The organism is Streptomyces sp. NPDC002499 (assembly GCF_053595415.1).
In genome coordinates this window covers 271,036-295,219 of the sequence record NZ_JBSFXO010000009.1, presented here as the reverse complement: position 1 = coordinate 295,219, position 24,184 = coordinate 271,036, and the positions used below count along the sequence as shown (strand labels likewise).

The window sequence follows — 24,184 nt, the reverse complement described above, 5'->3', positions numbered from 1 at the left end:
AAGGACTGGTGAAAGAGAACACCCGAACGCCGGTGTCGATCACCCAAGTGGCCATCGACACCGGCGTGTTGCGCTTGCGCCGAGTCAGCCGACCAGGTTGTCGGCCATCTCCTCCGTGATGCTGGACTCCGTGCCCGGGATGCCGAGGTCGGAGGCCCGCTTGTCGGCCATCGCGAGCAGCCGGCGGATCCGCCCGGCCACCGCGTCCTTGGTCAGCGGCGGGTCGGCGAGCGCACCCAGCTCCTCCAGGGAGGCCTGCTTGTGGTCCATGCGCAGCCGGCCCGCGGCGGCGAGGTGCTCGGGGACGTCGTCCGCGAGGATCTCCAGGGCGCGCTGCACGCGCGCGCCGGCGGCGACCGCGGCCCGGGCGGAGCGGCGCAGGTTGGCGTCGTCGAAGTTGGCGAGACGGTTCGCCGTGGCCCGCACCTCGCGGCGCATCCGGCGCTCCTCCCAGGCCAGCACCGACTCGTGCGCGCCGAGCCGGGTGAGCAGGGCGCCGATCGCATCGCCGTCCCGCACGACCACCCGGTCCACGCCGCGCACCTCACGGGCCTTCGCGGCGATCGACAGCCGGCGGGCGGCGCCGACCAGGGCGAGCGCTGCCTCGGGTCCCGGGCAGGTCACCTCCAGGGAGGAGGAGCGGCCGGGCTCGGTGAGCGAGCCGTGCGCCAGGAAGGCGCCGCGCCAGGCCGCCTCCGCGTCGCAGGTGGCCCCAGAGACCACCTGCGGGGGCAGTCCGCGGATCGGCCGGCCCCGACCGTCCACCAGGCCGGTCTGGCGGGCCAGCTGGTCCCCGCCGGCGACCACCCGCACCACGTACCGCGAGCCGCGGCGCAGTCCGCCGGGTGCCATCACGATCAGTTCGGAGCTGTGCCCGAAGATCTCCAGGATGTCCCGCTTGAGGCGCCTGGCCGCCATCGCGGTGTCCAGCTCCGCCTCGATCACGATGCGCCCGCTGACCAGGTGAAGGCCGCCGGCGAACCGCAGAATCGCGGATACCTCCGCCTTTCTGCAGCAGGTCCGGGTGACGGGGAGCCGGGAGATCTCATCCTTCACCGCTGCCGTCATCGCCATGGGCCGATCCTTCCATGCATCCGAAAAATACGGTCGTACGCGGCGGCCAGCAGCTCCGGGTCGTGCCTCGGAGTTCCGTCGTTCCGGGCCACGGGGGCCAGCTCGACCGCGGCTCCGAGCCGCTTGGCGGCCTCGGTGAGCACATCGCGATCGGGCACGGCGGCCTCGTCGGCCAGCACCACGTCCAGGGCGAGTTTAGGGGCGTGTCGTCCCAAAACCTCCAAATGACGCTGCGGTGAGAAGCCGTCGGTTTCTCCGGGCTGCGGCGCGAGGTTCAGCGAGAGGACCCGGCGGGCCTTCGTCTGGGTGAGCGCGTCGAGCAGTTCCGGCACCAGCAGGTGCGGAATCACCGAGGAGAACCAGGAGCCGGGACCGAGCACCACCCAGTCGGCGTCGAGGACCGCCTCGACGGCCTCGGGGACGGCCGGCGGGTCGTTCGGCACGAGGTGCACGGACTGGACCTCGCCGGTGGTCAGCGCCACGGTCGCCTGGCCGCGGACCGTATCGACGTCCTCGGGCCGGTCCGGGTCGTGGCCCTTGACCAGGGCCTGCAGCTCCAGGGGCACGGCGGACATGGGCAGCACGCGCCCGTGCGCGCCCAGCAGCTTGCCGACCAGGTCGAGGGCCTGCACGTGGTCGCCGAGCTGCTCCCACAGGGCCACGATCAGCAGATTGCCGACGGCGTGTTCGTGCAGGTCGCCCTTGGACTGGAAGCGGTGCTGGATGACCCGGGCCCAGGTCTGGCCCCAGTCGTCGTCGCCGCACAGCGCGGCCAGCGCCTTGCGCAGGTCGCCGGGCGGCAGCACGCCCAGCTCGTCCCGGAGCCGGCCGCTGGAGCCGCCGTCGTCGGCCACCGTGACGACGGCGGTGAGGTCGCCGGTGATCCGGCGCAGTGCGGCGAGCGAGGCGGACAGACCCATGCCACCGCCCAGGGCGACGACCTTGGGCTGGGCGCCGCGACGGCGCGGCTTGCCGCCGCGGGCCTCGACGGGCCGGGTCGTACGCCCCTCGGGCACCGCCCGGCGCAGCATGCCCAGCCGTGGACTACGTCCTGTCATTCCCGTCCCATGTCCCGGTGCACGACCACCGTCTCCACGCCCTCGGCCACCAGGCGCGCGGCGAGCTTCTCCGCGGTGGCGACCGAGCGGTGCTTGCCGCCGGTGCAGCCGATCGCGATGGTCACGTACCGCTTGCCCTCGCGGCGGTAGCCGGCCGCGATGAGCCGCAGCAGTTCGGCGTAGCGGTCGAGGAACTCCTTGGCACCGGGCTGGTTGAAGACGTACGCCGAGACCTCCTCGTTGAGGCCGTTGAAGGGGCGCAGCTCCGGGATCCAGTGCGGGTTGGGCAGGAAGCGCATGTCGGCGACCAGGTCGGCGTCGACCGGGAGTCCGTACTTGAAGCCGAAGGACATGACGGTGGCCCGCAGCTCGGGCTCCTCCTCGCCGGCGAACTGGGCGTCCATCTTGGCCCGCAGCTCGTGCACGTTGAGGCTGGACGTGTCGATCACCAGGTCGGCGTCGCCGCGCAGTTCGCGCAGCAGCTCGCGCTCGGCGGCGATGCCGTCGACGATGCGGCCGTCGCCCTGGAGGGGGTGCGGGCGGCGCACCGACTCGAAGCGGCGGACCAGGGCGTCGTCGGAGGACTCCAGGAAGACGATCCGGCGGGTGACGCCCCGGCTGTCGAGGTCGGCGAGGGATTCGCGGAGGTTGTCGAAGAAGCGGCGGCCGCGGACGTCGACGACGACCGCGATCCGTGCCACGTTGCCCTGCGAGCGGGCGCCGAGCTCCACCATGGTGGGGATCAGTGCCGGCGGCAGGTTGTCCACGACGAACCAGCCGAGGTCCTCCAGACACTTCGCGGCCGTGGACCGCCCTGCCCCGGACATGCCGGAGATGATCACCAGCTCGGGGATGGCCGCGTCCGTGGGCGCGGTCGTCTCGCCGGTCGTGCCCGTACTCACCTGTGCTCCGTCTCCGCCTTGGTTCTGTTGCGCGTCGTGCCCATCGGTCTTGTTCACCTTCATGTCTCCTGCCCCCGTCGTTCGTCCGGGGCGCCCGTCGTCACGGGCTGCCCGCTGGAACCCGTCGTGCTCGGTTCCTCTTCCATGATCTCTCCCGTCGCCGTGTTCACAGCGGGTGCGGCCGGGGCCGCCTGGGCGAGTGCCACGGCGATCGTCTCGGCCGTCTTGCGGCCTATGCCGGGCACCTCGCAGATCTGGTCGATGGTGGCGGATCGAAGTTTCTTCAGCGAACCGAAATGCTTAAGAAGAGCCTGCTTGCGTGCGTCTCCGAGGCCGGGGACGTCGTCCAGGGGGCTGGCGCGGAAACGCTTGGCCCGTTTGCTGCGCTGGTAGGTGATCGCGAACCGGTGTGCCTCGTCGCGGACGCGTTGCAGCAGGTAGAGGCCCTCGCTGCTGCGGGGCAGAACGACTGGGTCGTCGTCGTCCGGGAGCCAGACCTCCTCCAGGCGCTTGGCGAGGCCGCACACCGCGACGTCGTCGATGCCCAGCTCGTCCAGCGCCTTCTTGGCGGCCGCGACCTGCGGCTGACCGCCGTCGACGACGACGAGCTGGGGCGGGTAGGCGAACCGCTTGGGGCGGCCGTCCTCCTCGGTGAACGTGTCCTCGCCGTCGGCCCATTCCCCGGTCTTCTCCTTGTCGGCGAGGTAGCGCCGGAAGCGGCGGGTGATCACCTCGTGCATGGAGCGGACGTCGTCCTGGCCCTCGAAGCCCTTGATCTGGAAGCGGCGGTACTCGCTCTTGCGTTGCAGGCCGTCCTCGAAGACGACCATGGAGGCCACGACGTCGTCGCCCTGGAGGTGCGAGATGTCGTAGCACTCGATCCGCAGCGGGGCGCTGACCAGGTCGAGGGCCTCGGCGATCTCCTCCAGGGCGCGCGAGCGCGTGGTGAGGTCGGAGGCGCGCTTGGTCTTGTGCAGGGCGAGCGCCTGCTGGGCGTTGCGCTCCACGGTCTCCATCAGGGCCTTCTTGTCGCCGCGCTGCGGGATGCGCAGCGAGACGATCGACCCGCGGCGCTCGGTGAGCCACTCCTGGACGGGCTCGACCGGGTCGGGCAGGGCCGGCACGAGCACCTCCTTGGGGACCGAGTCGCCCTTCTCCTCGCCGTAGAGCTGCTGGAGGGCGTGCTCGACGAGGCCGGCGGTGGTGACCTCCTCGACCTTGTCGGTGACCCAGCCGCGCTGGCCGCGGACGCGTCCGCCGCGCACGTGGAAGATCTGGAGGGCCGCCTCCAGCTCGTCCTCGGCGACCGCGATCAGGTCGGCGTCGGTCGCGTCCGCGAGGACGACCGCGCTCTTCTCCATGGCCTTCTTCAGGGCCCCGATGTCGTCGCGCAGCCGGGCCGCCCGCTCGTACTCCATCTCCTCGGCCGCCACCGTCATCTGCTTCTCGAGGCGGCGCAGATACGTGCCCGTGCGGCCGGCCATGAAGTCGCAGAACTCCTCGGCCAGTTCGCGGTGCTCCTCCTCGGAGACGCGGTCGACGCAGGGCGCGGAGCACTTGCCGATGTAGCCGAGCAGACAGGGGCGGCCGGTGCGGGTGGCGTTCTTGAAGACGCCGGCGGAGCAGGTGCGGACGGGGAAGACGCGCAGCAGGAGGTCGACGGTGTCGCGGATCGCCCACGCGTGCCCGTAGGGCCCGAAGTACCGCACGCCCTTGCGCTTGTGACCGCGCATCACCTGTACGCGCGGGTACTCCTCGTTCATCGTCACCGCGAGGTACGGGTAGCTCTTGTCGTCGCGGTACTTGACGTTGAACCGCGGGTCGTACTCCTTGATCCAGGAGTACTCCAGCTGGAGGGCCTCGACCTCCGTGGACACCACCGTCCACTCCACGGACGCGGCCGTGGTGACCATCGTCCGGGTGCGCGGGTGCAGGTTCGCCAGGTCCTGGAAGTAGTTCGCCAGGCGTTGGCGCAGGCTCTTCGCCTTTCCGACGTAGATCACCCGGCGGTGCTCGTCGCGGAACCTGTACACCCCCGGAGAGTCCGGGATCTCACCCGGCCTGGGGCGGTAGCTGGAGGGATCGGCCATGTCTCACACCCTACTGGCGCGGACTGACACGACGACGAGCCTGTGGACAACCCCCGCACAGTCCTAGCGGGATTCCAGGAAGGTGAGAACGGCCAGGACACGACGGTGGTCGTCGGTGTCCTCCTGGAGGCTGAGCTTGCCCAGGATGCTCCGGACGTGCTTCTCGACGGTGCCCTCGGTGACCCACAGCCGGCGGCCGATGCCGGCGTTGGAGCGGCCCTCGGCCATCAATGCCAGCACCTCGCGCTCGCGGGCGCTCAGGTGGGAGAGGGGATCGTCGCGGCGCTGGGCGGAGAACAGCTCCTGCACGAGGGAGGGGTCGACCACCGAGCCGCCCCGGTTGATCCGCTCCAGGGCCTCGATGAACTCGTCGACGACGGTGACGCGGCTCTTGAGCAGATAGCCGACCTTCTGGCCGCTCGCCAGCAGCTCCAGGGCGTCCTCCACCTCGGCGAACGCCGACAGGACGAGGATGCCGGTGTCGGGGTGGCGCTCCCGGATCGTGCGGGCGGCCTTGAGGCCTTCGGTGGAGTGGTCCGGCGGCATCCTGATGTCGACGATCGCCAGATCGGGGCGCTCGTCGGCGACCAGCTCGAGGAGCCGGACCGCATCACCCGCCTGGCCCACCACGTCGAATCCGACCCGCTCGCACAGGCTGGCCAGTCCCTCTCTGAGCAGCACGTCGTCGTCGGCGAGGACGACCCGTCCGCGCACGGGTCGTTGTGATGCGGCGTCCATGGTTCCGGCTCCCCGCTCCCCTTGCCCGACCTATCGCCCGACCGATGCGGTGCGCTCAACAGCCTGCCCGACCGGCGGAGTTCCGGCTAGCGGGAACTGGAATTGGCGGCCTGCCATGACGACACGGGGGCGTTCACAGGCGATTCTCGTAGCAGTGCAGACGCAAGGGGACCGGCCGGTTCGGGCGCACTCCGGAGCCGGCGGGTCGTGGATCGAAGGGCTGCGGGAGATGCGGCGGACGCGGATCGACAAACGACGGCGGTCGGTCCGCGTCCGCCGGTACTCGCCCGGCACGCACGCGTGGAGGGACCTGTTGGACCCCAGGGACCCCGACCTGGTGCGCGCCAAGCGGCTGCCGCGACCGGAGCGGCCCGCACCGGCCGCACGGCCGGACGAGTAGGCGGCCTCGACCGCCCCCCAGAGCCGGACGGACGCCTCTCCGTCCGAAGGACCGCCCGGACGTACGCAACGTCACCGCGTCGAAGGCTCCCCCGTCCTCGACGACTCCCCCCGCGTACGGCCGGGCGGTCACGCGTGCGTGGCCGGTCCGGTCAGCGGCAGCCGTACGTCCATGGTGGTGCCCTTTCCCGGCGGGCCGGCGACGTCGAGCGTGCCGCCGATCGCCTCGACCCGGTCGACGAGCCCGATCAGCCCGGAGCCGCGGCCGGGTTCCGCGCCGCCCACGCCGTCGTCACGGATGGTCAGCTCCAGGACGTCGTCGTGGATCTTCGCCGCGACCTCCACCACGCTGGCGTGCGCGTGCTTGGCCGCGTTGGTGAGGCACTCGGAGGTGACGTAGTACGCGGCCACCTCCACCTGCTCCGGGAGCCGCCGCGCGGGCAGTCGGAGGTCGAGTTCCACCGGCACGGCGGAGCGGCGGGCCAGGGAGCGCAGGGCGGGTCCGAGGCCGCCCTTGGAGAGGATCGCGGGGTGGATGCCGCGGGCCACCTGGAGCAGGTCCTGGGAGGCGTCGTCGAGGCCCTTGCCCACGTGGGCGATCTGCTGGGCGAGTTCGGAGCTCCGGTCGGTGATCATGGACTCGGCCAGGCGCAGGTCCAGTTGGAGGGCGACGAGCCGCTGCTGGACGCCGTCGTGCAGATCGCGCTCGATGCGCCGCCGGGAGGCGTCCCCTGCGGCGACCACACGCGCGCGTGAGGCCGTCAACTGGGCGCGGCTGTCGGCCTTGGCGACCGCGGTGGCGATCAACTCGGTGAAGTCGGCAAGGCGCGCCTCGGTCCCGTCGGGCAGCGGCTCCAGCGGCGAGGACGCGACGACGACGCCCCACAGCCGGCCGTCCACGACGATCGGCGCCCCCACCGAGCGGCCCACGCGCGCGGCGGTCCTGGTGCGGGCCACCTCACGCGCCGCCGCCTCGCTCTCGGCTCTCCCGCCCCCGACGACCGGGGCGCGAGCGGGCGAGGCGCCGAGGACCGTGAGGGTGCCGTCGGACTCGTAGCGCAGCACTGCCGCGGCGCCGACGCTCAGCAGGTCTCCCACCTCGTCGGCCACGGCCCCGAACACGCGTTCCGGCGACTCGCCGTGGGCCACGCGCGTGGCGACCCGGCGCAGTGCGCTCTGTTCCCGCGCGGTGCGCCGGCTCTCGGTGACGTCACGGGCGGCGGCGTAGAGGAGACCCTCCTCGGGGACCGCCCTGGCGCTCCACTGCAGCCAGCACTCGGTGCCGTCCTCGCGTACGTACCGGTTCTCGAACTCGGCGAGTTCGACGCCGCCGGCCAGCCGGTCCAGGGCGACCCGGGTGGTGTGCCGGTCCTCGCGGTGGACGAACTCGATGGACGGCTTGGCCAGCAGTTCCTCGCCCGAGTAGCCGAGGGTGCGTTCGAAGGCCGGGTTGACGCGCTTGAAGTAGCCGTCGACTCCGGTGATGCACAGCAGGTCGGGCGAGAGGTTGAAGATGCTCTCCAGTTCCCGCTCGGCCTTCCTGCGCCGGCCGTGTGCCGCCGCGAAGGACGCCATCGTGGCGTTCATGCCGCCCAGGAGCTGGGCCCAGGTGCCGTCGAAGGAGACGGCGTCGGCGCGGTGTTCGAGCCGGTTGTCGTCGATCGCGGTGTTCATGGACCGGATCTCGGCGGCCAACTTCTCGGTGGTGACCCGCAGTTCGCGGAATGTGTCGGCGACGTCGCCGAGTTCGTCGCGCCCCGCGTAGCGGATGTCGTACGACAGATCGCCGGACGACAGGGCCCGCGCGCCGGCCGAGACCTCGCCCAGCGGCCGGGTGATCGAGCGCCGCAGGGCCAGCGCGAGGACGGTGACGACGGCCAGCACGGCGAGGGAGACGGCGAGGTCGCGCACCGAACGGACGCGGGCGCTGCGCAGGTCGTCCGCGGCCGTCCCGGCGAGTTCGCGCGCCGCTTGATCCTGGATGCCGCGCAGGGAGTCGATCCGCGCCGTGGAATCGGCCAGCCAGAGGGTGTACGACGGCCAGGCGGCGGCCTTCGGGTCGGGCGCGGTGAGCAGGTCGCGCACCTTGCGCACGGCCCGGCCCGGCGCCTCGAACTGGGTGCTGTACAGCTCGGCCCGCAGCCGGTCGGAGGTGTTCTGCCGGAACTCCCGCAGCTGGGCCTCCTCCAGGGCGGGCCAGCGTCCCACGGCCGCGGGTCGCTGGTCGGGCGGCGCGTCGAGCAGGATGGCGATCTCGGCCCGCTCCCGTTCGGCGGCCTCGACGGCTCCCAGGATCGCGTCGTGCGCGTCGGCCGCCCGGCCCGACGCCCGGGTGGGGCGTCCGGCCTCCAAGGCGCCGACGGTGTCGAGGAGTTCGTCCTCGACGCCCTGGTACTCCTGCGCGAGCGCGCGGGCGGTGAGCGAGCCGGTGCCCGTCTGCACCCGCACCGCGTGCAGTCGGCGGCCGACGGCGTCGAGCTGGCCCGCGACGTCGACCTCCGGCCAGGAGACGGCCCGTTCGGTGGCCCGCGTCAGGGCCCGGACGGTGGCCCGCTCGGCCGCGGACCGTTCGGCCAGCGTGCCCGGCGCGGGGCGCAACCGGGCCTCCACGGCGGCGATCCGCTCCTCCGCGACGGCGTCGGAGACCGCGGTGGTCGCGAACGACACCTCGGTCGCCGTGTGGAACCGCCCCAGCGTCCGCGCCTCCTCCCACTGCGCGACCCCGCTGAACGCCGTGAACGCCAACAGGCCGGTCACCGGCAGCAGGACGAGCAGCATCAGCTTCCTGCCGACCCGGAGGCGCGCGAGGAAGGGGACGCGTTCACCCCCGAGCCCGTCGAACCCGCCGGGCGCCCGGTCGCTCCGGTCGCTCGGTCCCGCGGGTCCTGAGCTGCGCATGGTCGGACCTCACCGGCCGGCGGGCGGGTAGTACCGGTGGTCGGCCAGGTCCTTGTCGACGGCCGCGACCGCCCGGTCGAGTGTGGGCCCGACCGGCGCCCCGTCGAGGACGATCTTCGTGAAGGCGCGAGAGAACGCGTCGGAGACCGCGCCGTAGGCGGGGGTACGCGGCCGGGGCCGGGCCGTGCCGTTCTGCAACTGCTCGATGTAGAGCCGCTCCGGACCTGTCCCGCGGAACTGCGCGGTGCGCTCGGTCGCCGTTCGGGTCGCCGGTATCGCGCCGTTGACGTCCGTCATGCGCACCACCTCGTCGGGGTTCAGCAGGAAGGCCAGGAACCGCCAGACGGCGTCCGGGTCGGCGCCGTTCGCGGGGACGGCCCGCTGCCAGGAGCCCATCCCGGTGACGGTGCCGTGGCCGAAGTCGGGCAGCGGCACGATCGTGATGTCACCGGGAAACGCCTCGGCGTACTCGCGCCATCTCCAGTGCCCCGACCAGGAGATGGGGCTGCGGCCCGAGCTGAACGCCTTGTCATCCGCGCCGGGGTCGACGAGACCCGCCCCGACCCACTTCCGCAGCACGGTGAGCGCCCGGACGGAGTCTGCGCCGTTCAGATAGCCGTCGGCCGTGCGGTGGTTCTTCGGATCGATGAGGTCACCTCCCGCCGACCAGACCGCGGGAGCGAAGCCGTACGTGTTCCACTCGGCGCCCGGCGTCGAGTACCGGAGCCCGAGGTCGAGCGGTGCCTCGTACCCCTCCTCGCGGAGTTTCCTCAGGATGCCCGTGAACTCTTCGGCGGTCCAGGCGTCCGCGGTGCCCTGCGGAATCCGGATGCCGGCCCGCTTCAGCACCGACGGCCGTACGTACAGGCCGAGTCCGGAGTCGAAGGTGCCGATGCCCCACAACCGGCCCGCGTACGTGCCCTGTTGGAGGATCGAGGGCAGCAGGTCGGCCCGCAGGGCGTCGGACAGGCAGGAGCCGAGCGGCCTCAGCCGGCCGGCCCAGGCGTAGCCGAGGAGCTTCGGGGCGTCGAAGTCGAGCAGGTCGGGCAGGCCGCCGCCGGCCGCGGCGGCGCGCACCTCGGCGTCGTAGTCGCCGTCCGGAAGGGTCATGAGGGTGACCTTCACGTCGTGCTGGGACGCGTTGAACCGCCGTACCTGGGTCCGCAGGGTCGTCAACTCGCCCTGAGCCGTGGGCCAGTGGTACCAGATGGTGATCTGCGAGGTGCCGTCGATCCGCCCGTCGCAGGTCGTGTCGCCGCCCGGCTTCGGGGATCCCCTGCCGTCGGCGCCGCCTCCCGTGCAGCCCGCCAGGACCAGGGCGGCGGTCAGCAGGAACGCCGTCGCCGTTCGGGCGTCCGTCGCGCGGGGCCACCGGGGCGGGGCGTCCCCGGTCATGACCCCTTCTGCGGATAGCCGTCGTGGGCCGCCAGGTCCTTGTCGACGGCCGCGGCCGCCTGGTCGAGCGCGGCCTTGACGGGAGCCCGGTCGAGCATGATCTTCGCGAAGGCGTCGGAGAACGCCCTGGTGATCGCGGGATAGGCGGGCGTCTGCGGCCGCGGTCGCGCGACACCGTCCCGCAGTTGCTCGATGAACAGGTGCTCGCCGCCGCCCGCGTCGTACTTCGGCGCGAGCCGCACGGCGCTGTTCGTGGCGGGGATCCCGCCGTTGGCCACGCTCATCCGCCGGATCTGCTCCGGCCGCATCAGGTACGCGAGGAAGCGCCAGACGGCGTCCCCGTCGGCGGTCCCGGCCGTGACGCCCCACTGGTAGGACCCCATGCCGGTGACGGTCCCCCGACCGAAGTCGGGCAGCGGCACGATCGCCACGTCACCCGGGAACGCCTTGGTGTACTCGGGATAACGCCAGTGCCCGCTCCAGGAGATGACGCTGCGCCCCTTGTCGAACGCCTTCTCGTCCTTGTTCGGGTCGATGTACCCCGCCTCGGCCCAGTCCTGCATGACGGTCAACGCCCGCACGGATTCAGGGCTGTTGAGGTAGCCATCGGCCGTCGAGTAGGTGTGCGGATCGATCAGATCACCGCCCGCCGACCATACGGCGGGAGCGAAGCCGTACGTGTTCCACTCCTCGCCCGGCTTCACGAACAGCAGCCCCACGTCGAGCGGCGTCCGGTAGCCCCGCTCGCGGAGTTCGGCGAGGATGCCCGTCAGTTCGTCGGCGGTCCAGGCGTCCGCGGTGCCCTGCGGAATCCGGATACCGGCCTTCTTCAGCACCGACGACCTCACGTACAGGCCGAGTCCGGAGTCGAAGGTGCCGATGCCCCACAACCGGCCCGCGTACGTGCCCTGTCGGCGGATCGAGGGCAGCAGATCCTCCCGCAGGTTCTCGGGCACACAGGAGTCGATCGGCTTCAACTTGCCCGACCAGGCGTAGCTGTAGAGGTTCGGGCCGTCGAAGTCGAGCAGGTCCGGCAGGTCGCCGCTGGCGGCCGCGGAGTCGACCAGGTCGGTGTAGGGCCGGTTCTCGGGCAGGTTCACGAGTTCGACCCGGACCTGCCGCTGCGCCCTGTTGAACTCCTTGACCTGCTTCTGCAGCGTGGCGACCTCGCCCGAGGGGCCCGAGTGGAACCACACGGTGACATGCGCGGTCCCCTCGATCCGGCCGTCACATGTCGTGTCCCCGTGCGCCCGGTCGGACTTGGAGTCGTCGCTCCCACCACCACAACCGGCCAGCAACAGGGCGACCGCCGACAGGCCGGCGACCAGGGCGCGACGGCTTCGACGGACTCCCGAACTGCTCGGCGACGCCTTCATCGCGCACCCCCACTCGACCGGACACCGCGGCCTCCCCAGGGCGCCTCCATGCTACCGGCGGTCACGTGACGCTGCGCTGGGTAAGCGTGAACCCGCTTGTTCGGCAAAGGACTTCAGCACATTCCAGGTGACCGGTAACCCGGCTCGCGAAGTTCTTCCGGGTAGCCGGAAAGCGCAATCAGCATCCGATTGGCACGCTGTCTGCATGTCCATGCGCTGTCTCCTCGTAGATGACAGCATCCGGTTTCTGGAGGCCGCGCGCACGCTCCTCGAGCGCGACGGAATACCCGTCGTGGGCATGGCCTCGACGGGTGCCGAGGCTCTCGCGCGGGCGGCTGAACTGGCTCCCGACATCGTGCTGGTGGATCTCGACCTCGACGGCGAGAGCGGTCTCGACATCGCGGCGGACCTCTCCCGCACCGTCTCCTCCGTGATCATCCTGATCTCGACGCACGCGCTGGAGGACTTCCAGGAGCTCGTGGCGGCCAGTTCGGCCCGCGGTTTCCTGCCCAAGTCCCGCCTGTCCGCGCAGGCCATCCGGGAGGTGCTGGGCGACGACGGGACCGACGGAGCGACTTGAGACCACTGATCGTGTCTCGGCCAGGAGTGTGTCGCGGTTGAGCCTCAGGTGTTGTCGGGACTTGGTCAACACGCTTCAATGCGGGGGAACTCGGGGCCTCGAACGACGGCGTACGGATGTGAAGACGTGCCCCGACGCCGTCGGCACGGCCCCGACCCACCAGCGTGAACCGGTCTGACCAGCCGAAGTGAGCATTCACAGAAAGGCCCTCTGCATGCCGCACGCCACACAGCACGCGGACGTCGGCGCCCTCGCCACCGCGGAACTGGATTCGGCCCTGCGGGGCGGCCCCTTCCACGTCGCGCTGCGCGCGGCGATCGCCGCCCGCGGACTGCCGCTGCAGCGGGTGCAGCACCATCTGTCGCGCTACGGGGTCAAGGTCGGCGTCACGAGCCTGAGTTACTGGCAGCAGGGCGCCCGGCGCCCGCAGCGCCCCGAGTCGATGCGCGCGGTACGGGCCCTGGAGGAGATACTCCAGCTGCCCGAGGAGTCCCTGATCCGGCTGCTCGCCGAGCCGGACGAGCCCACCTGCGAGCAGCGCCCGGCGGCCCGCACCTACCGCTCCCTGGTGGAGGCGTCGGGCGTCCTGGACCGGCTGCTGGCCGAGCTGGACCTGCCGCCGGACGGCGGGCTGCACACCCTGGGCCACCACGAGCGGGTCCGCATAGGGGCCCACCGCGAACTGGCGGGGCGCGAGTCGCACCACATCGTGCGCGCCCACAAGAACGGCGTCGACCGCTTCGTGGCCGTCCACCACGGCGACCCGGGGTGCGTGCCGGAACGGATGCGGGTGCACGCGCTGGAGAACTGCCGCACGGGACGCGTGCTCGTGCACCAGGACACCGGTGTGCTCGTGGCCGAGCTGCTCTTCGACACCCGGCTGAGAGCCGGCGACACCTTCCTCTTCCGCTACGGCGTCGACGACGGCACGGGCGGTGTGTGCCGCGAGTTCGTGCGCGGGTTCGGCCCCGCCGGCGGCCAGTACGCGCTCCAGGTGTGCTTCGACGAGCAGGTCCTGCCGACCCGCTGTCACCGGTTCGCCCAGCACTCGGCGGCGGCCCCGCGCAGCGGCCGCCAGGAGCTGCACCTCAGCGGCCTGCACCACTCGGTCCACCTCGTCGAACCGCGGGTGCGGACGGGGATCGTGGGGATCGGGTGGGACTGGGAGTAGTCGGGGTCGCCGTGAAGTGAGCGGTCCGTGGAGTGAGGGGTGCGCCTCGCCTGCGGGCGTAAACGCTTGCGTAAGCGTTTACGTCGGCCGCCGGATGAGATACGTTCCCGCCCGGAGGGCCCGTCCGACCGGCCCGGGAGGGGATCACGTTGGCGACCATGGTGGACGTCGCGAAGAACGCCGGGGTGTCGGTGGCCACCGTCTCCCATGTCCTGAACGACACCCGGCCCGTACTCCCCCACACCCGCCAGGCCGTCCTGGACGCCATCGACCGGCTCGGCTACACCCCGAACACCCTGGCCCGTTCCCTGGTGACCTCCCGCACCCGCTCCATCGGGCTCGCGGTGTCCGCGATCAGCAACCCGTACTTCACGGAGATCCTCCAGGGCGTGGAGGCCGCCGCACTGGAGCACGGCTACAGCCTCCTCATCGCCGATCCCCACGACGACCCCGTGCACGAGCGCAAGGTGGTCCAACTCCTGCACGAGCGGCGGGTGGACGGCATGATCGTCGCGCCCTCGCCGGATCCGCGTGAACTCCTCGCGTATCTCGGACGCCACGAGGTGCCGGCCGTGTTCCTGGACCGGTTGATCGGCGTCGGGGCGGAAAGCGGGCAAGGGGACGGCACCCCGCCGGACGGCACACACTCGGCCGCCGTACCCCACCACGACCAGATCTGCGCCGAGAGCGCCGAACCGACCACCCGTCTGGTCACCCACCTCGCCGACCTGGGCCACCGCAGGATCGCCCTGGTAGCCGGTCGGCCCGGGCTCAGCACCACCCGCGAGCGCATCGCCGGTTACCGGCACGGACTCGCCGCCGCGGGACTCCCGTACGACGAACGCCTGTTGGTGCACGGCGACTCCGAGGCGGCCGGTGCCGAACGGGCCACCGACGCGCTGCTGTCCCTCGCCGTCCCGCCGACGGCGCTGGTCACCGCCAACAACGCGATGACCATCGGCACGCTGCGTGCGCTGCGCGAGCGGGGTCTGTCCGTGCCCGAGGACATCGCCCTGTGCTGCTTCGACGACTTCGCCTGGGCGGACCTGTTCACACCCCGGCTCACCGCGATCGCCCAGCCCAGCAAGGAGATCGGCGCGCAGGCGGTCCGGCTGCTCCTGGACCGTCTCGCCGCCCCGGACCGGCCCGCCCGGACGGTTCGGCTCGCCTGTGCCTTCGTCCACCGCACCTCCTGCGGCTGCCCCGAGCGGCCCACTCCGTCCGAGAAAGGAACCGACTCGTGATCGTCGTCGCCGGTGAGGCCCTGATCGACCTGGTACCGCAGGGCACGGGTGCCCTCGCGGGCCTTCAGCCGGCGCTCGGCGGCGGCCCGTACAACACGGCCGTCGCCCTCGGCCGCCTCGGCTCGCCCACCGCCTTCTGCTCCCGCACCTCGCGGGACGCCTTCGGTGAGGCCCTGCTCGACGGGCTCCGCAAGGCCGACGTCGACGTGTCGGCCGTACAGCGCGGCACGGAGCCGACCACGCTCGCGGTCGCCACGATCGACACGCACGGTTCGGCGGCCTACTCCTTCTACGTCGAGGGCACCGCCGACCGGCTGTTCGCCGCTCCCCCGGCGCTCCCCACCGGGACCCGAGCCGTGTCCTTCGGCACCTGCTCACTCGTCCTGGAACCGGGCGCGACCGCCTACGAGTCCCTGATGCGCGCGGCGGCGGCGCAAGGTGTCTTCACCGCGCTCGACCCCAACATCCGGGCCGGGCTCATCCCGGACGCGGACGCCTACCGGGCCCGGTTCCGCGGCTGGCTGCCCTCGGTGTCGCTGCTGAAGCTCTCCGAGGAGGACGCCCAGTGGCTGGGCGGCACCCCGCGCGAGTGGCTGGCCGCGGGGCCGGCGGCCGTCGTGATCACGCGGGGCGGCGCCGGGCTCACCGCGTTCACCAAGGAGGGCGCGGAGTACTCCGTGCCGGGCGCGAAGGTCGACGTGGTGGACACGATCGGCGCCGGCGACACCGTGAACGCGGCGCTGCTGCACGGCCTCACCGTCATGGACGCGCTTTCCGCGGAGGGGCTGTCGGGCCTGGGTACGGAGGGCTGGACCCGACTGCTGAACTTCGCGGCCCGCGCGGCGGCGATCACCTGCTCACGGGCGGGGGCGGAGCCGCCGTACGCGCGTGAGGTGGGCGAGATCTAGGGGGCCGGTGTTCAGGGCTCACGTCCAACGGGCGGCGCTCTACGGGTGATTGCCCGCTCGGCGCACAACGGGCGGCGCCCCGCGGGGAGTTACCCGCGGGGCGCAGTCGCTGTGTGTTGCCGTACCTGTTCAGGCCTTGCGGGCCCGCGTGGTCTTCTTCGCGGGGGCCGCCTTCTTGGTGGTGGCGGTCGCCTTCTTCGCGGCCGCGGTGGTCGTCGTCCTGGCCGTCGCCGTCTTCTTGGCCGGTGACTTCGCCGCGACCGCCTTCTTGGCGGCCGTCTTGCGGGGAGCCTTCACCGGGGCCGCCGCGTCGCTGATGCGGTCGGCGTCGAGGATCTCCCGCAGGAACTTGCCGGTGTGGCTCGCGGGGACGCCCGCGACCTCCTCGGGCGTGCCTTCGGCGACCACGAGACCGCCGCCGGCGCCACCCTCGGGGCCCATGTCGACGACCCAGTCGGCGGTCTTGATGACGTCGAGGTTGTGCTCGATGACGATGACCGTGTTGCCCTTGTCGACCAGGCCGGACAGGACCGTCAGCAGCTTGCTGATGTCCTCGAAGTGCAGCCCGGTGGTCGGCTCGTCCAGGACGTAGACCGTACGGCCGGTGGAACGGCGCTGGAGCTCACTGGCGAGCTTCACGCGCTGCGCCTCGCCGCCGGACAGCGTGGTCGCGGACTGACCGAGCCGGACGTAACCGAGGCCGACGTCCTTGAGGGTGTTGAGGTGCCGGGCGATCGCGGGAACGGCCTCGAAGAAGTCCGTGGCCTCCTCGATCGGCATGTTCAGGATGTCGGCGATGGACTTGCCCTTGTAGTGGACCTCCAGGGTCTCCCGGTTGTACCGGGCGCCGTGGCAGACCTCGCACGGGACGTAGACGTCCGGGAGGAAGTTCATCTCGATCTTGATCGTGCCGTCGCCCGCGCAGTTCTCGCAGCGGCCGCCCTTGACGTTGAAGGAGAAGCGGCCGGGCATGTAGCCCCGCACCTTCGCCTCGGTCGTCTCGGCGAACAGCTTGCGGACGTGGTCGAAGACCCCGGTGTACGTCGCCGGGTTGGACCGCGGGGTGCGGCCGATGGGCGACTGGTCGACGTGCACGACCTTGTCGACGAGGTCGTCGCCCTCCACGCGCGTGTGCCGCCCCGGCACGTTCCTCGCGCCGTTCAGCTCGCGCGCCAGGTGCGTGTACAGGATGTCGTTGACCAGCGTCGACTTGCCGGAGCCCGACACGCCCGTGACGGCCGTGAAGACACCCAGCGGGAAGGAGACGTCGATGTCCTGGAGGTTGTTCTCCCGGGCACCGTGCACCGTGAGCCGGCGGGACGGGTCCAGCGGGCGGCGGATGTCGGGCAGCGGGATGGCCTTCTTGCCGGACAGGTACTGCCCGGTCATCGACTCGGCGTTGTCGAGCAGTTCCTTCAGGGAGCCGCTGTGCACGACCTTGCCGCCGTGCTCGCCGGCGCCGGGGCCGATGTCGACGATCCAGTCGGCGACCTTGATGGTGTCCTCGTCGTGCTCGACGACGATGAGCGTGTTGCCCATGTCGCGCAGTCGGACCAGGGTCTCGATCAGCCGGTGGTTGTCACGCTGGTGCAGGCCGATCGACGGCTCGTCCAGGACGTAGAGGACACCGACGAGGCCGGAGCCGATCTGGGTGGCCAGGCGGATGCGCTGGGCCTCGCCGCCGGAGAGCGTGCCGGCCGCGCGGTTGAGGGAGAGGTAGTCCAGGCCGACGTCGACCAGGAAGCGCAGCCGCTCGTTGACCTCCTTCAGCACGCGCTCGGCGATCTTCTTGTCGCGCTCGTTGAGCTTCAGCTCGCCCAGGAACTCCGCGCAGTCGCTGATGGACATGCCGGAGACCTCGGCGATCGACTTCCCCATGACCGTGACGGCGAGGACGATCGGCTTCAGGCGCGTGCCCTGACAGGTCGGACAGGGCACCTCGCGCATGTAGCCCTCGAAGCGCTCACGGCTGGCGTCGCTCTCGGACTCGCTGTGCCGGCGCTTCACGAACGGCACGGCGCCCTCGAACGGCGTGGTGTACACGCGCTCGCGGCCGTACCTGTTGCGGTACCGCACCTCGATCTGGGTCTTGTGGCCGTAGAGCAGGGCCTTCCTGGCGCGCTGCGGCAGACCGGCGAAGGGGATGTCGGTCCGGAAACCCAGCGCGTCCGCGAGGGCGCCGACGAGTCGGCCGAAGTAGTCCTTGGTGTGGCCGTGCGACCAGGGGTGGATGGCGCCCTCGTCGAGGGACTTGTCCTCGTCCGGGACGATCAGCTCCGGGTCGACCTCCATGCGCGTGCCGATGCCGGAGCAGTCGGGGCAGGCGCCGAAGGGCGAGTTGAAGGAGAAGGAGCGCGGCTCCAGCTCTTCGAAGGACAGGTCGTCGTAGGAGCAGTACAGGTGCTCCGAGAACATGCGCTCGCGCTCGGGGTCGTCCTCGGGGAGGTCGACGAAGTCGAGCACGACCATGCCGCCGGACAGACCGAGCGCGGTCTCCACGGAGTCGGTGAGGCGGCGCTTGGCGGAGTCCTTCACCGTGAGGCGGTCGATGACCACCTCGATGGTGTGCTTCTCCTGCTTCTTCAGCGTGGGCGGGCTGGAGAGCTGAACGGTCTCGCCGTCCACGCGCGCGCGGCTGTAGCCCTTGGTCTGCAGGTCGGCGAAGAGGTCGACGAACTCGCCCTTGCGCTCGCGCACCAGCGGGGACAGCACCTGGAAGCGGCTGCCCTCGGGCAGCTCCAGGACCCGGTCGACGATGGCCTGCGGCGACTGGCGCGAGATCGGGCGGCCGCACTCGGGACAGTGCGGCTTGCCGATGCGCGCGAAGAGCAGACGCAGGTAGTCGTAGACCTCGGTGATGGTGCCGACCGTGGAGCGCGGGTTGCGCGAGGTCGACTTCTGGTCGATGGAGACCGCCGGAGACAGACCCTCGATGAAGTCGACGTCCGGCTTGTCCATCTGGCCGAGGAACTGACGGGCGTACGAGGAGAGCGATTCCACGTAGCGCCGCTGGCCCTCGGCGAAGATCGTGTCGAAGGCCAGGGAGGACTTGCCCGACCCGGACAGGCCCGTGAAGACGATGAGCGAGTCGCGTGGCAGGTCGAGCGAGACGTTCTTCAGGTTGTGCTCGCGCGCGCCACGGACGATGAGACGGTCGGCCACGCCGGTCCGCACCTTTCTTGAGTGAAGTGACAGGGGCGAGGCCCCCGTGCTTCTTCAGAGTAGGGGGAGCCACTGACAACGCCGGTCGGATTCCGAGTTGCTCAACAATCCCGGGCCATCCAGCATGCCCGACGCCGCACCCGACCATATAGCACGTGCATTCGATTTACGGCACAGCTTCACCACCTTCACCCAAAGGAGTGGCGCCGCTAGTGTCAGCAGCATGATTGATCACGCTCATGACCTGGCGTCTGTACGTGACGCGACCGACCGGCTGCTCACCGCAGCCGCCAAACTGGACAACGTTTCGACGGCCGAGCCGTCACGGCTTCCGGGCTGGACCCGCGGCCACGTCCTCGCCCATCTCGCCCGCAACGCGGACGCGCTCGTGAACGTCTTCGAGGGCCGTCCCATGTACGTCGACGGGGAGGCGCGCGACGCCGACATCGAGCGGGACGCGCCTCGCCCCCTCGACGTGCAGCTCGCCGACCTGCGCGACAGTGCGGTCCGCTTCCAGGAGACGGGCGCCGCGCCCGCCGACTGGTCGCGCACGGTGGAACTGCGCAACGGCGTGACCGACTCCGCGGCGCGGGTGCCGTTCCGGCGCTGGATCGAGGTGGAGCTGCACCACGTGGACCTCGGTGTCGGCTACGAGCTGGAGGATCTGCCGGCGGAGTTCACCGAGCGGGAGACCGACTTCCTCGCCGAGCGGTTCGCCGGGCATCCCGACGTACCGCCGACGCGGCTGACGGACGGCACGCACGCGTGGAGCACGGGCCGCGCGGCGGACGCCCCCGCGATCACCGTCACGGGCTCGCCCGCCGACCTCCTGGGCTGGCTCGCGGGCCGCCGCGACGGCTCGGGCCTGACGGTCGAGGGCGGGGCACTGCCGGGGCTTCCGCCTCTGTAGGCCAGGTCGTCCTCCTCTGTAAGAGGCGCACGATTCCCGGGCCGCCCACCCCTATAGGCTGGCCGTCATGACGTACAGCGGACAGGTGACGGTCGGCGGCCCGGCGGACGTGCACGAGCTCCCGGACCTGATGATCACGAAGATCGCGGTCGGCCCGATGAACAACAACGCCTATCTGCTGCGCTGCCGGTCCACGGACGAGCAGCTGCTGATCGACGCGGCCAACGACGCGGACACCCTGCTCGGCACGATCGGCGAGGACGGGATCACCTCCGTCGTCACCACGCACCAGCACGGCGACCACTGGCAGGCGCTCGCCCGCGTCGTCGAGGCCACCGGCGCCCGCACCTACGCGGGCCGCGCCGACGCCGACGGCATCCCGGTACCGACCGACGTCCTCGTCGACGACGGCGACACCATCCGGGTGGGGAACGCGGAGCTCACCGCACGCCATCTGGTCGGGCACACCCCGGGTTCGATCGCCCTCGTCTACGACGACCCGCACGGGCATCCCCATGTGTTCACCGGCGACTGCCTGTTCCCCGGCGGCGTCGGCAACACCCGCAAGGACCCGAAGGCGTTCGCCAGCCTGATCCACGACGTCGAGACCAAGATCTTCGGCACGCTTCCCGACGAGACCTGGGTCTACCCGGGCCACGGCCACGACACGACGCTCGGCACGGAACGCCCGCATCTGCCGGAGTGGCACGCGCGCGGGTGGTGAAACGGTCGGGTGATCAACACGGGCCGGGCGCAAGGCGGATGAGCGCGCGCCCGGCGTGAACCACCACCCGCACGCCCCACCCCCGCTCCCCAACGCGCCCCGTGTGAACGCTTCACACGCGCCGACCCCATGCGCACGCTCGCGACCCACCTCGTTGCGTAGTCAACTGGTAACAGCCCCGCACAGGATGACGGCTCCTGAGCGGTACGGGCCGCCGGTCTATCGATCCCCGCCCTCGGCCGGCGGCCCGGCGGCTGCCCAGGAACAGCGGGGTCCGGGCGTGTTCACACGACCGCAACAACTGTTCCCACTATGCGGACATTTACGGTCGTGACCTCGACAAACGGGACGTCCGGCTGTCACTCTCCCGCCATGCATCTTGCCCCTCGCGCACTGCACCGTGCCGTCGCCGCCACCACCATCGCCCTGCTCGCCACCGCCGTCGGCTGTGCGCCGCAACCGGAGGACAAGGCGAGCGACAACGCCTCGACGACGACCGGCACGACCTGCGCCAAGGGCAAGCTGGCCACCCAGACGTCCGGCAAGCTGACGATCGCCACCGACGAGCCCGCGTACGAGCCGTGGTTCAAGGACGACAAGCCCGCCAACGGCGAGGGCTTCGAGTCGGCGGTCGCGTACGCCGTGGCGAAGCAGCTCGGCTACGACAAGAGCGCCGTCGTCTGGCAGAGCGTCCCCTTCAACAAGGCGTTCGCGCCCGGCGAGAAGACCTTCGACTTCGACATCAACCAGGTGTCCATCAGCGCCGAGCGCAAGAAGGCGGTGGACTTCTCGTCTGGCTACTACGACGTGCGCCAGGCCGTCATCGCGCTCAAGGGCAGCAAGGCGGCGAAGGCGACCAGCATCGCGGACCTGAAGGGCCTCAAGCTGGGCGCCCAGGTCGGCACCACCAGCCTCGACTACATCACCGACGTGGTGAAGCCGACGCAGCAGGAGGCCGTCTACGCCAAGAACGACCAGGCCAAGTCCGCGCTGAAGAACGGCCAGGTGGACGCCATCGTCGTCGACCTGCCGACCGCCTTCTACATCACCGCGGCCGAGGTGACGAACGCCAAGATCGTCGGGCAGTTCGAGAACCAGGGCGGTACGCCGGAGCAGTTCGGGCTGGTGCTCGACAAGGGCAGCGCGCTCACCTCGTGCGTCACGGACGCCGTGGACGCCCTGCGCACGGACGGCACGCTGGCGAAGATCGAGAAGCAGTGGCTCTCCGACGCCGTCGACGCCCCGGTCCTCAAGTGACGGTCACCAAGGACGAGTCCGGCCGGGAGGGCGCGGACGGCGACGGACACATGCCCGGCGGGGGCGACGGTTACGTCCCCTCGCAGCGGCGGATCGAGCGCGAGCGCCACAAGCGCACGCGGACCCGCCGCGCGACGGCGATCGCCGCGCTCTCGACCCTCGTCACGGGCGTCGTCCTCTACCTGGTCGTCGTCAACGCGCCCGGCTGGCCGCGTACCAAGGAGACGTTCTTCAACGGGCAGTACGCGCGCGAGGCGTTCCCCAAGGTCCTCGAAGGACTGTGGCTCAACGTCCGCCTGCTGCTGATCTGCGGTGTGGCGGTGCTGATCCTCGGCATGCTGATCGCCATCGCGCGCACGCTGCGCGGCCCGGTGTTCTTTCCGCTGCGCGTCCTGGCCGCCGCGTACACCGACTTCTTCCGCGGACTCCCGCTGATCATCAACCTGATGATCGTCGTCCTGGGCGTCCCGGCGCTGCGCCTCCAGGGCGTGACCGTCGACCCGGTGTGGCTCGGCGGTACGGCGCTCACGCTGACGTACTCGGCGTACGTGGCCGAGGTGTTCCGCGCCGGCATCGAGTCCGTGCACCCCTCGCAGCGCGCGGCGGCCCGCTCGCTGGGTCTCACCAACCGGCAGGCGCTGCGCCACGTCGTGCTGCCGCAGGCCGTGCGCCGTCAGGTGCCGCCGCTGCTGAACGACCTGGTGTCACTTCAGAAGGACACCGGGCTCGTCTCGATCGGCGGCGCGATCGACGCCGTACGGGCCGCGGACATCATCGTGGGCCGCAGCCTCAACTACACGCCGTACATCGTCGCAGGCCTGGTCTTCGTGGCGCTGACCATCCCGATGACGCGCTTCACGGACTGGGTGACGGCCCGGATGGACCGCCGGCGGGCCCAGGGAGGATCGATATGAGCGACGCGACCGCGCACGCGCCCGTGCTGCGCATGGAGTCCGTGCGCAAGACCTTCGGCGGTACGGTCGTACTGCGGGACGTCGACCTGGAGGTCGCCCCGCACACGGTGACCGCGCTGATCGGAGCCTCCGGTTCCGGCAAGTCGACCCTGCTGCGGTGCGCGAACCTCCTGGAGGACATCGACGACGGCGCGATCTGGCTGGACGGCGAGGAGATCACCGACCCACGCGCGGACCAGGACGCGGTGCGGCGCCGTATCGGCGTGGTCTTCCAGGCGTACAACCTCTTCCCGCACATGACGGTGCTGGAGAACATCACCCTCGCCCCGCGACGCGTCCACGGGGTGCCGCGCGCGGAGGCCGAGGAGCGGGCCAGGGAACTGCTGGAGCGGCTCGGGCTCGGCGGCAGGGCGGGCGAGTACCCGGACCGGCTCAGCGGGGGCCAGCAGCAGCGCGTGGCGATCGTGCGGGCTCTTGCCGTACGGCCCCGGTTGCTGCTGCTCGACGAGATCACCGCCGCCCTCGACCCGGAGTTGGTCGGCGAGGTCCTCGCGGTCGTCCGCGACCTCAAGGCCGACGGCATGACCATGGTGCTGGCCACGCACGAGATGGGCTTCGCGCGGGACGTCGCCGACCAGGTCTGCTTTCTGGACGGAGGGGTCGTCCTGGAGCGCGGCACCGCCGAGCAGATCTTCGGCGACCCGCAGGAGGAGCGCACGCGGCAGTTCCTGCGGCGGATCGTGGAGGCGGGCCGGCTGTAAGCGGGAGCGCGGCGGTTGTAAGGGGCGCGCGCCATGGACGCCGGGGCTTACCAGGCCGTAGGCGTCCGGTGCTTGCAGGACCGTATGCCTCCGGCGTCTATGCCTCCGCCCGCGCCGGTCCCGCCAGCGCCGCGACCCGCTCCACTCCGAACACGTACCCCTGCACCCCGCACCCCGCGATGACCCCGTCGGCGCGCAGCGACACGTAGGAGTGGTGCCGGAAGGACTCGCGCTGGTGGATGTTGGAGATGTGCACCTCCAGCACGGGCAGGCCGTCGCAGGTGTTGAGCGCGTCGAGGATCGCGACGGACGTGTGCGAGTAGGCGCCGGGGTTGATCACGATGCCGCAGTGGTTCAGCCGTGCCTCGTGGATCCAGTCGACCAGCTCGCCCTCGTGGTTGGACTGCCGGAAGTCCACCGTGCCGCCGTGCGCGGCCGCCGCCTTGACGCACAGGGCCTCGACGTCGGCCAGGGTGTCGTGGCCGTAGATCTCCGGCTGGCGCTGGCCGAGGAGGTTGAGGTTGGGCCCGTTGAGGATCATGATCGGGGCGTTGGCCAGGGTGCGGGGCACGGTTCCTCCGGTCCGGTGAAGTCGGCTGCTGGGACCCGGTTTATCACGATGC

The 24,184-nt window shown here is 71.2% G+C and carries 20 protein-coding genes; 10 read left to right on the top strand and 10 right to left on the bottom strand.

The annotated features are described in order from the left end of the window. Positions 1–84 precede the first annotated feature (84 nt). The 5 genes from whiA to ACWD5F_RS26580 form a co-directional block, all read right to left on the bottom strand. Complete coding sequence (gene whiA / locus ACWD5F_RS26600) at positions 85–1,074, bottom strand: DNA-binding protein WhiA (RefSeq protein ID WP_020120074.1); 990 nt, start codon at positions 1,072–1,074, stop codon at positions 85–87. Further along, positions 1,065–2,132, bottom strand: a complete 1,068-nt coding sequence (locus ACWD5F_RS26595; protein WP_401729568.1) for a gluconeogenesis factor YvcK family protein — start codon at positions 2,130–2,132, stop codon at positions 1,065–1,067. Before ACWD5F_RS26595 ends, whiA begins: the two co-directional genes overlap by 10 nt. Continuing rightward, positions 2,129–3,097, bottom strand: a complete 969-nt coding sequence (rapZ, locus tag ACWD5F_RS26590; RefSeq protein ID WP_401729569.1) for an RNase adapter RapZ — start codon at positions 3,095–3,097, stop codon at positions 2,129–2,131. Before rapZ ends, ACWD5F_RS26595 begins: the two co-directional genes overlap by 4 nt. Continuing rightward, on the bottom strand, positions 3,094–5,124 hold the full coding sequence (gene uvrC / locus ACWD5F_RS26585) for an excinuclease ABC subunit UvrC (protein ID WP_451257969.1): 2,031 nt from the start codon (positions 5,122–5,124) through the stop codon (positions 3,094–3,096). Before uvrC ends, rapZ begins: the two co-directional genes overlap by 4 nt. A gap of 63 nt (positions 5,125–5,187) precedes the next feature. Further along, the gene (locus ACWD5F_RS26580; RefSeq protein ID WP_451257967.1) at positions 5,188–5,862 is read right to left on the bottom strand and encodes a response regulator transcription factor; all 675 of its coding nucleotides are present in this window, start codon (positions 5,860–5,862) and stop codon (positions 5,188–5,190) included. A 154-nt stretch (positions 5,863–6,016) separates the two neighbouring features. On the opposite strand from ACWD5F_RS26580, the gene ACWD5F_RS26575 reads away from it, so the two are divergent. After that, a complete protein-coding gene (locus ACWD5F_RS26575; protein ID WP_451257965.1) occupies positions 6,017–6,262 on the top strand; it encodes a hypothetical protein in 246 nt (81 codons plus the stop codon). 128 nt (positions 6,263–6,390) lie between these two features. Here ACWD5F_RS26575 and ACWD5F_RS26570 read toward each other — a convergent pair whose 3' ends face one another. Genes ACWD5F_RS26570 through ACWD5F_RS26560 form a run of 3 tightly spaced genes read right to left on the bottom strand, consistent with a single transcriptional unit; the run spans position 6,391 to position 11,930 of the window. Beyond that, entirely contained in the window at positions 6,391–9,159 is a 2,769-nt protein-coding gene (locus ACWD5F_RS26570; RefSeq protein WP_451257963.1) for a PAS domain S-box protein, read from the bottom strand. 9 nt (positions 9,160–9,168) lie between these two features. Next, positions 9,169–10,554, bottom strand: a complete 1,386-nt coding sequence (locus ACWD5F_RS26565) for an ABC transporter substrate-binding protein (RefSeq protein ID WP_451257961.1) — start codon at positions 10,552–10,554, stop codon at positions 9,169–9,171. Next, positions 10,551–11,930: an ABC transporter substrate-binding protein gene (locus ACWD5F_RS26560; RefSeq protein ID WP_451257959.1), complete on the bottom strand. Its 1,380-nt coding sequence runs from the start codon at positions 11,928–11,930 to the stop codon at positions 10,551–10,553. The genes ACWD5F_RS26565 and ACWD5F_RS26560 overlap by 4 nt, the downstream gene beginning before the upstream one ends. Before the next feature lie 205 nt (positions 11,931–12,135). Between ACWD5F_RS26560 and ACWD5F_RS26555 the strand changes: the two genes are divergently transcribed. From ACWD5F_RS26555 to ACWD5F_RS26540, 4 genes are all read left to right on the top strand, one after another. Next, on the top strand, positions 12,136–12,510 hold the full coding sequence (locus tag ACWD5F_RS26555; RefSeq protein WP_451257957.1) for a response regulator: 375 nt from the start codon (positions 12,136–12,138) through the stop codon (positions 12,508–12,510). Positions 12,511–12,724: 214 nt separating this feature from the next. After that, positions 12,725–13,681: a hypothetical protein gene (locus ACWD5F_RS26550; protein ID WP_401729581.1), complete on the top strand. Its 957-nt coding sequence runs from the start codon at positions 12,725–12,727 to the stop codon at positions 13,679–13,681. 149 nt (positions 13,682–13,830) lie between these two features. Then, the gene (locus ACWD5F_RS26545) at positions 13,831–14,925 is read left to right on the top strand and encodes a LacI family DNA-binding transcriptional regulator (protein WP_451257954.1); all 1,095 of its coding nucleotides are present in this window, start codon (positions 13,831–13,833) and stop codon (positions 14,923–14,925) included. Further along, positions 14,922–15,833 (top strand): carbohydrate kinase family protein, encoded by a 912-nt coding sequence (locus tag ACWD5F_RS26540; protein WP_451257952.1) that lies wholly within the window; start codon positions 14,922–14,924, stop codon positions 15,831–15,833. Before ACWD5F_RS26545 ends, ACWD5F_RS26540 begins: the two co-directional genes overlap by 4 nt. Positions 15,834–15,962: 129 nt before the next feature. Here the strand turns inward: ACWD5F_RS26540 and uvrA are convergent, their stop codons facing one another. Next, positions 15,963–18,995, bottom strand: coding sequence for an excinuclease ABC subunit UvrA (uvrA, locus tag ACWD5F_RS26535; protein ID WP_451257951.1), 3,033 nt, complete (start codon positions 18,993–18,995; stop codon positions 15,963–15,965). 223 nt (positions 18,996–19,218) lie between these two features. On the opposite strand from uvrA, the gene ACWD5F_RS26530 reads away from it, so the two are divergent. The 5 genes from ACWD5F_RS26530 (at position 19,219) to ACWD5F_RS26510 (ending at position 23,561) form a co-directional block, all read left to right on the top strand. Further along, positions 19,219–19,905: a maleylpyruvate isomerase family mycothiol-dependent enzyme gene (locus ACWD5F_RS26530; protein ID WP_451257949.1), complete on the top strand. Its 687-nt coding sequence runs from the start codon at positions 19,219–19,221 to the stop codon at positions 19,903–19,905. Between the two features lie 67 nt (positions 19,906–19,972). Continuing rightward, positions 19,973–20,629, top strand: a complete 657-nt coding sequence (locus ACWD5F_RS26525; RefSeq protein WP_451257947.1) for an MBL fold metallo-hydrolase — start codon at positions 19,973–19,975, stop codon at positions 20,627–20,629. Positions 20,630–21,001: 372 nt separating this feature from the next. Next, entirely contained in the window at positions 21,002–21,886 is an 885-nt protein-coding gene (locus ACWD5F_RS26520) for an ABC transporter substrate-binding protein (RefSeq protein WP_451257945.1), read from the top strand. Further along, the gene (locus ACWD5F_RS26515; RefSeq protein WP_451257943.1) at positions 21,883–22,800 is read left to right on the top strand and encodes an amino acid ABC transporter permease; all 918 of its coding nucleotides are present in this window, start codon (positions 21,883–21,885) and stop codon (positions 22,798–22,800) included. Before ACWD5F_RS26520 ends, ACWD5F_RS26515 begins: the two co-directional genes overlap by 4 nt. After that, complete coding sequence (locus tag ACWD5F_RS26510; protein ID WP_451257941.1) at positions 22,797–23,561, top strand: amino acid ABC transporter ATP-binding protein; 765 nt, start codon at positions 22,797–22,799, stop codon at positions 23,559–23,561. Before ACWD5F_RS26515 ends, ACWD5F_RS26510 begins: the two co-directional genes overlap by 4 nt. A 97-nt stretch (positions 23,562–23,658) precedes the next feature. On the opposite strand, the gene aroQ is transcribed toward ACWD5F_RS26510, so the two are convergent. Next, positions 23,659–24,132, bottom strand: coding sequence for a type II 3-dehydroquinate dehydratase (gene aroQ, locus ACWD5F_RS26505; RefSeq protein ID WP_401727208.1), 474 nt, complete (start codon positions 24,130–24,132; stop codon positions 23,659–23,661). Between the last annotated feature and the right edge of the window lie 52 nt (positions 24,133–24,184).

What these genes read in the sequence shown, in the direction of transcription:
- ACWD5F_RS26560 (WP_451257959.1), bottom strand. Translation starts at nt 11,930, where the DNA reads ATGAAGGCGTCGCCGAGCAGTTCGGGAGTCCGTCGAAGCCGTCGCGCC.
- ACWD5F_RS26530 (WP_451257949.1), top strand. Translation starts at nt 19,219, where the DNA reads ATGATTGATCACGCTCATGACCTGGCGTCTGTACGTGACGCGACCGAC.
- ACWD5F_RS26580 (WP_451257967.1), bottom strand. Translation starts at nt 5,862, where the DNA reads ATGGACGCCGCATCACAACGACCCGTGCGCGGACGGGTCGTCCTCGCC.
- ACWD5F_RS26555 (WP_451257957.1), top strand. Translation starts at nt 12,136, where the DNA reads ATGTCCATGCGCTGTCTCCTCGTAGATGACAGCATCCGGTTTCTGGAG.
- ACWD5F_RS26550 (WP_401729581.1), top strand. Translation starts at nt 12,725, where the DNA reads ATGCCGCACGCCACACAGCACGCGGACGTCGGCGCCCTCGCCACCGCG.
- ACWD5F_RS26565 (WP_451257961.1), bottom strand. Translation starts at nt 10,554, where the DNA reads ATGACCGGGGACGCCCCGCCCCGGTGGCCCCGCGCGACGGACGCCCGA.
- ACWD5F_RS26595 (WP_401729568.1), bottom strand. Translation starts at nt 2,132, where the DNA reads ATGACAGGACGTAGTCCACGGCTGGGCATGCTGCGCCGGGCGGTGCCC.
- whiA (WP_020120074.1), bottom strand. Translation starts at nt 1,074, where the DNA reads ATGGCGATGACGGCAGCGGTGAAGGATGAGATCTCCCGGCTCCCCGTC.
- uvrC (WP_451257969.1), bottom strand. Translation starts at nt 5,124, where the DNA reads ATGGCCGATCCCTCCAGCTACCGCCCCAGGCCGGGTGAGATCCCGGAC.
- ACWD5F_RS26510 (WP_451257941.1), top strand. Translation starts at nt 22,797, where the DNA reads ATGAGCGACGCGACCGCGCACGCGCCCGTGCTGCGCATGGAGTCCGTG.
- rapZ (WP_401729569.1), bottom strand. Translation starts at nt 3,097, where the DNA reads ATGAAGGTGAACAAGACCGATGGGCACGACGCGCAACAGAACCAAGGC.
- ACWD5F_RS26520 (WP_451257945.1), top strand. Translation starts at nt 21,002, where the DNA reads ATGCATCTTGCCCCTCGCGCACTGCACCGTGCCGTCGCCGCCACCACC.
- ACWD5F_RS26525 (WP_451257947.1), top strand. Translation starts at nt 19,973, where the DNA reads ATGACGTACAGCGGACAGGTGACGGTCGGCGGCCCGGCGGACGTGCAC.
- ACWD5F_RS26570 (WP_451257963.1), bottom strand. Translation starts at nt 9,159, where the DNA reads ATGCGCAGCTCAGGACCCGCGGGACCGAGCGACCGGAGCGACCGGGCG.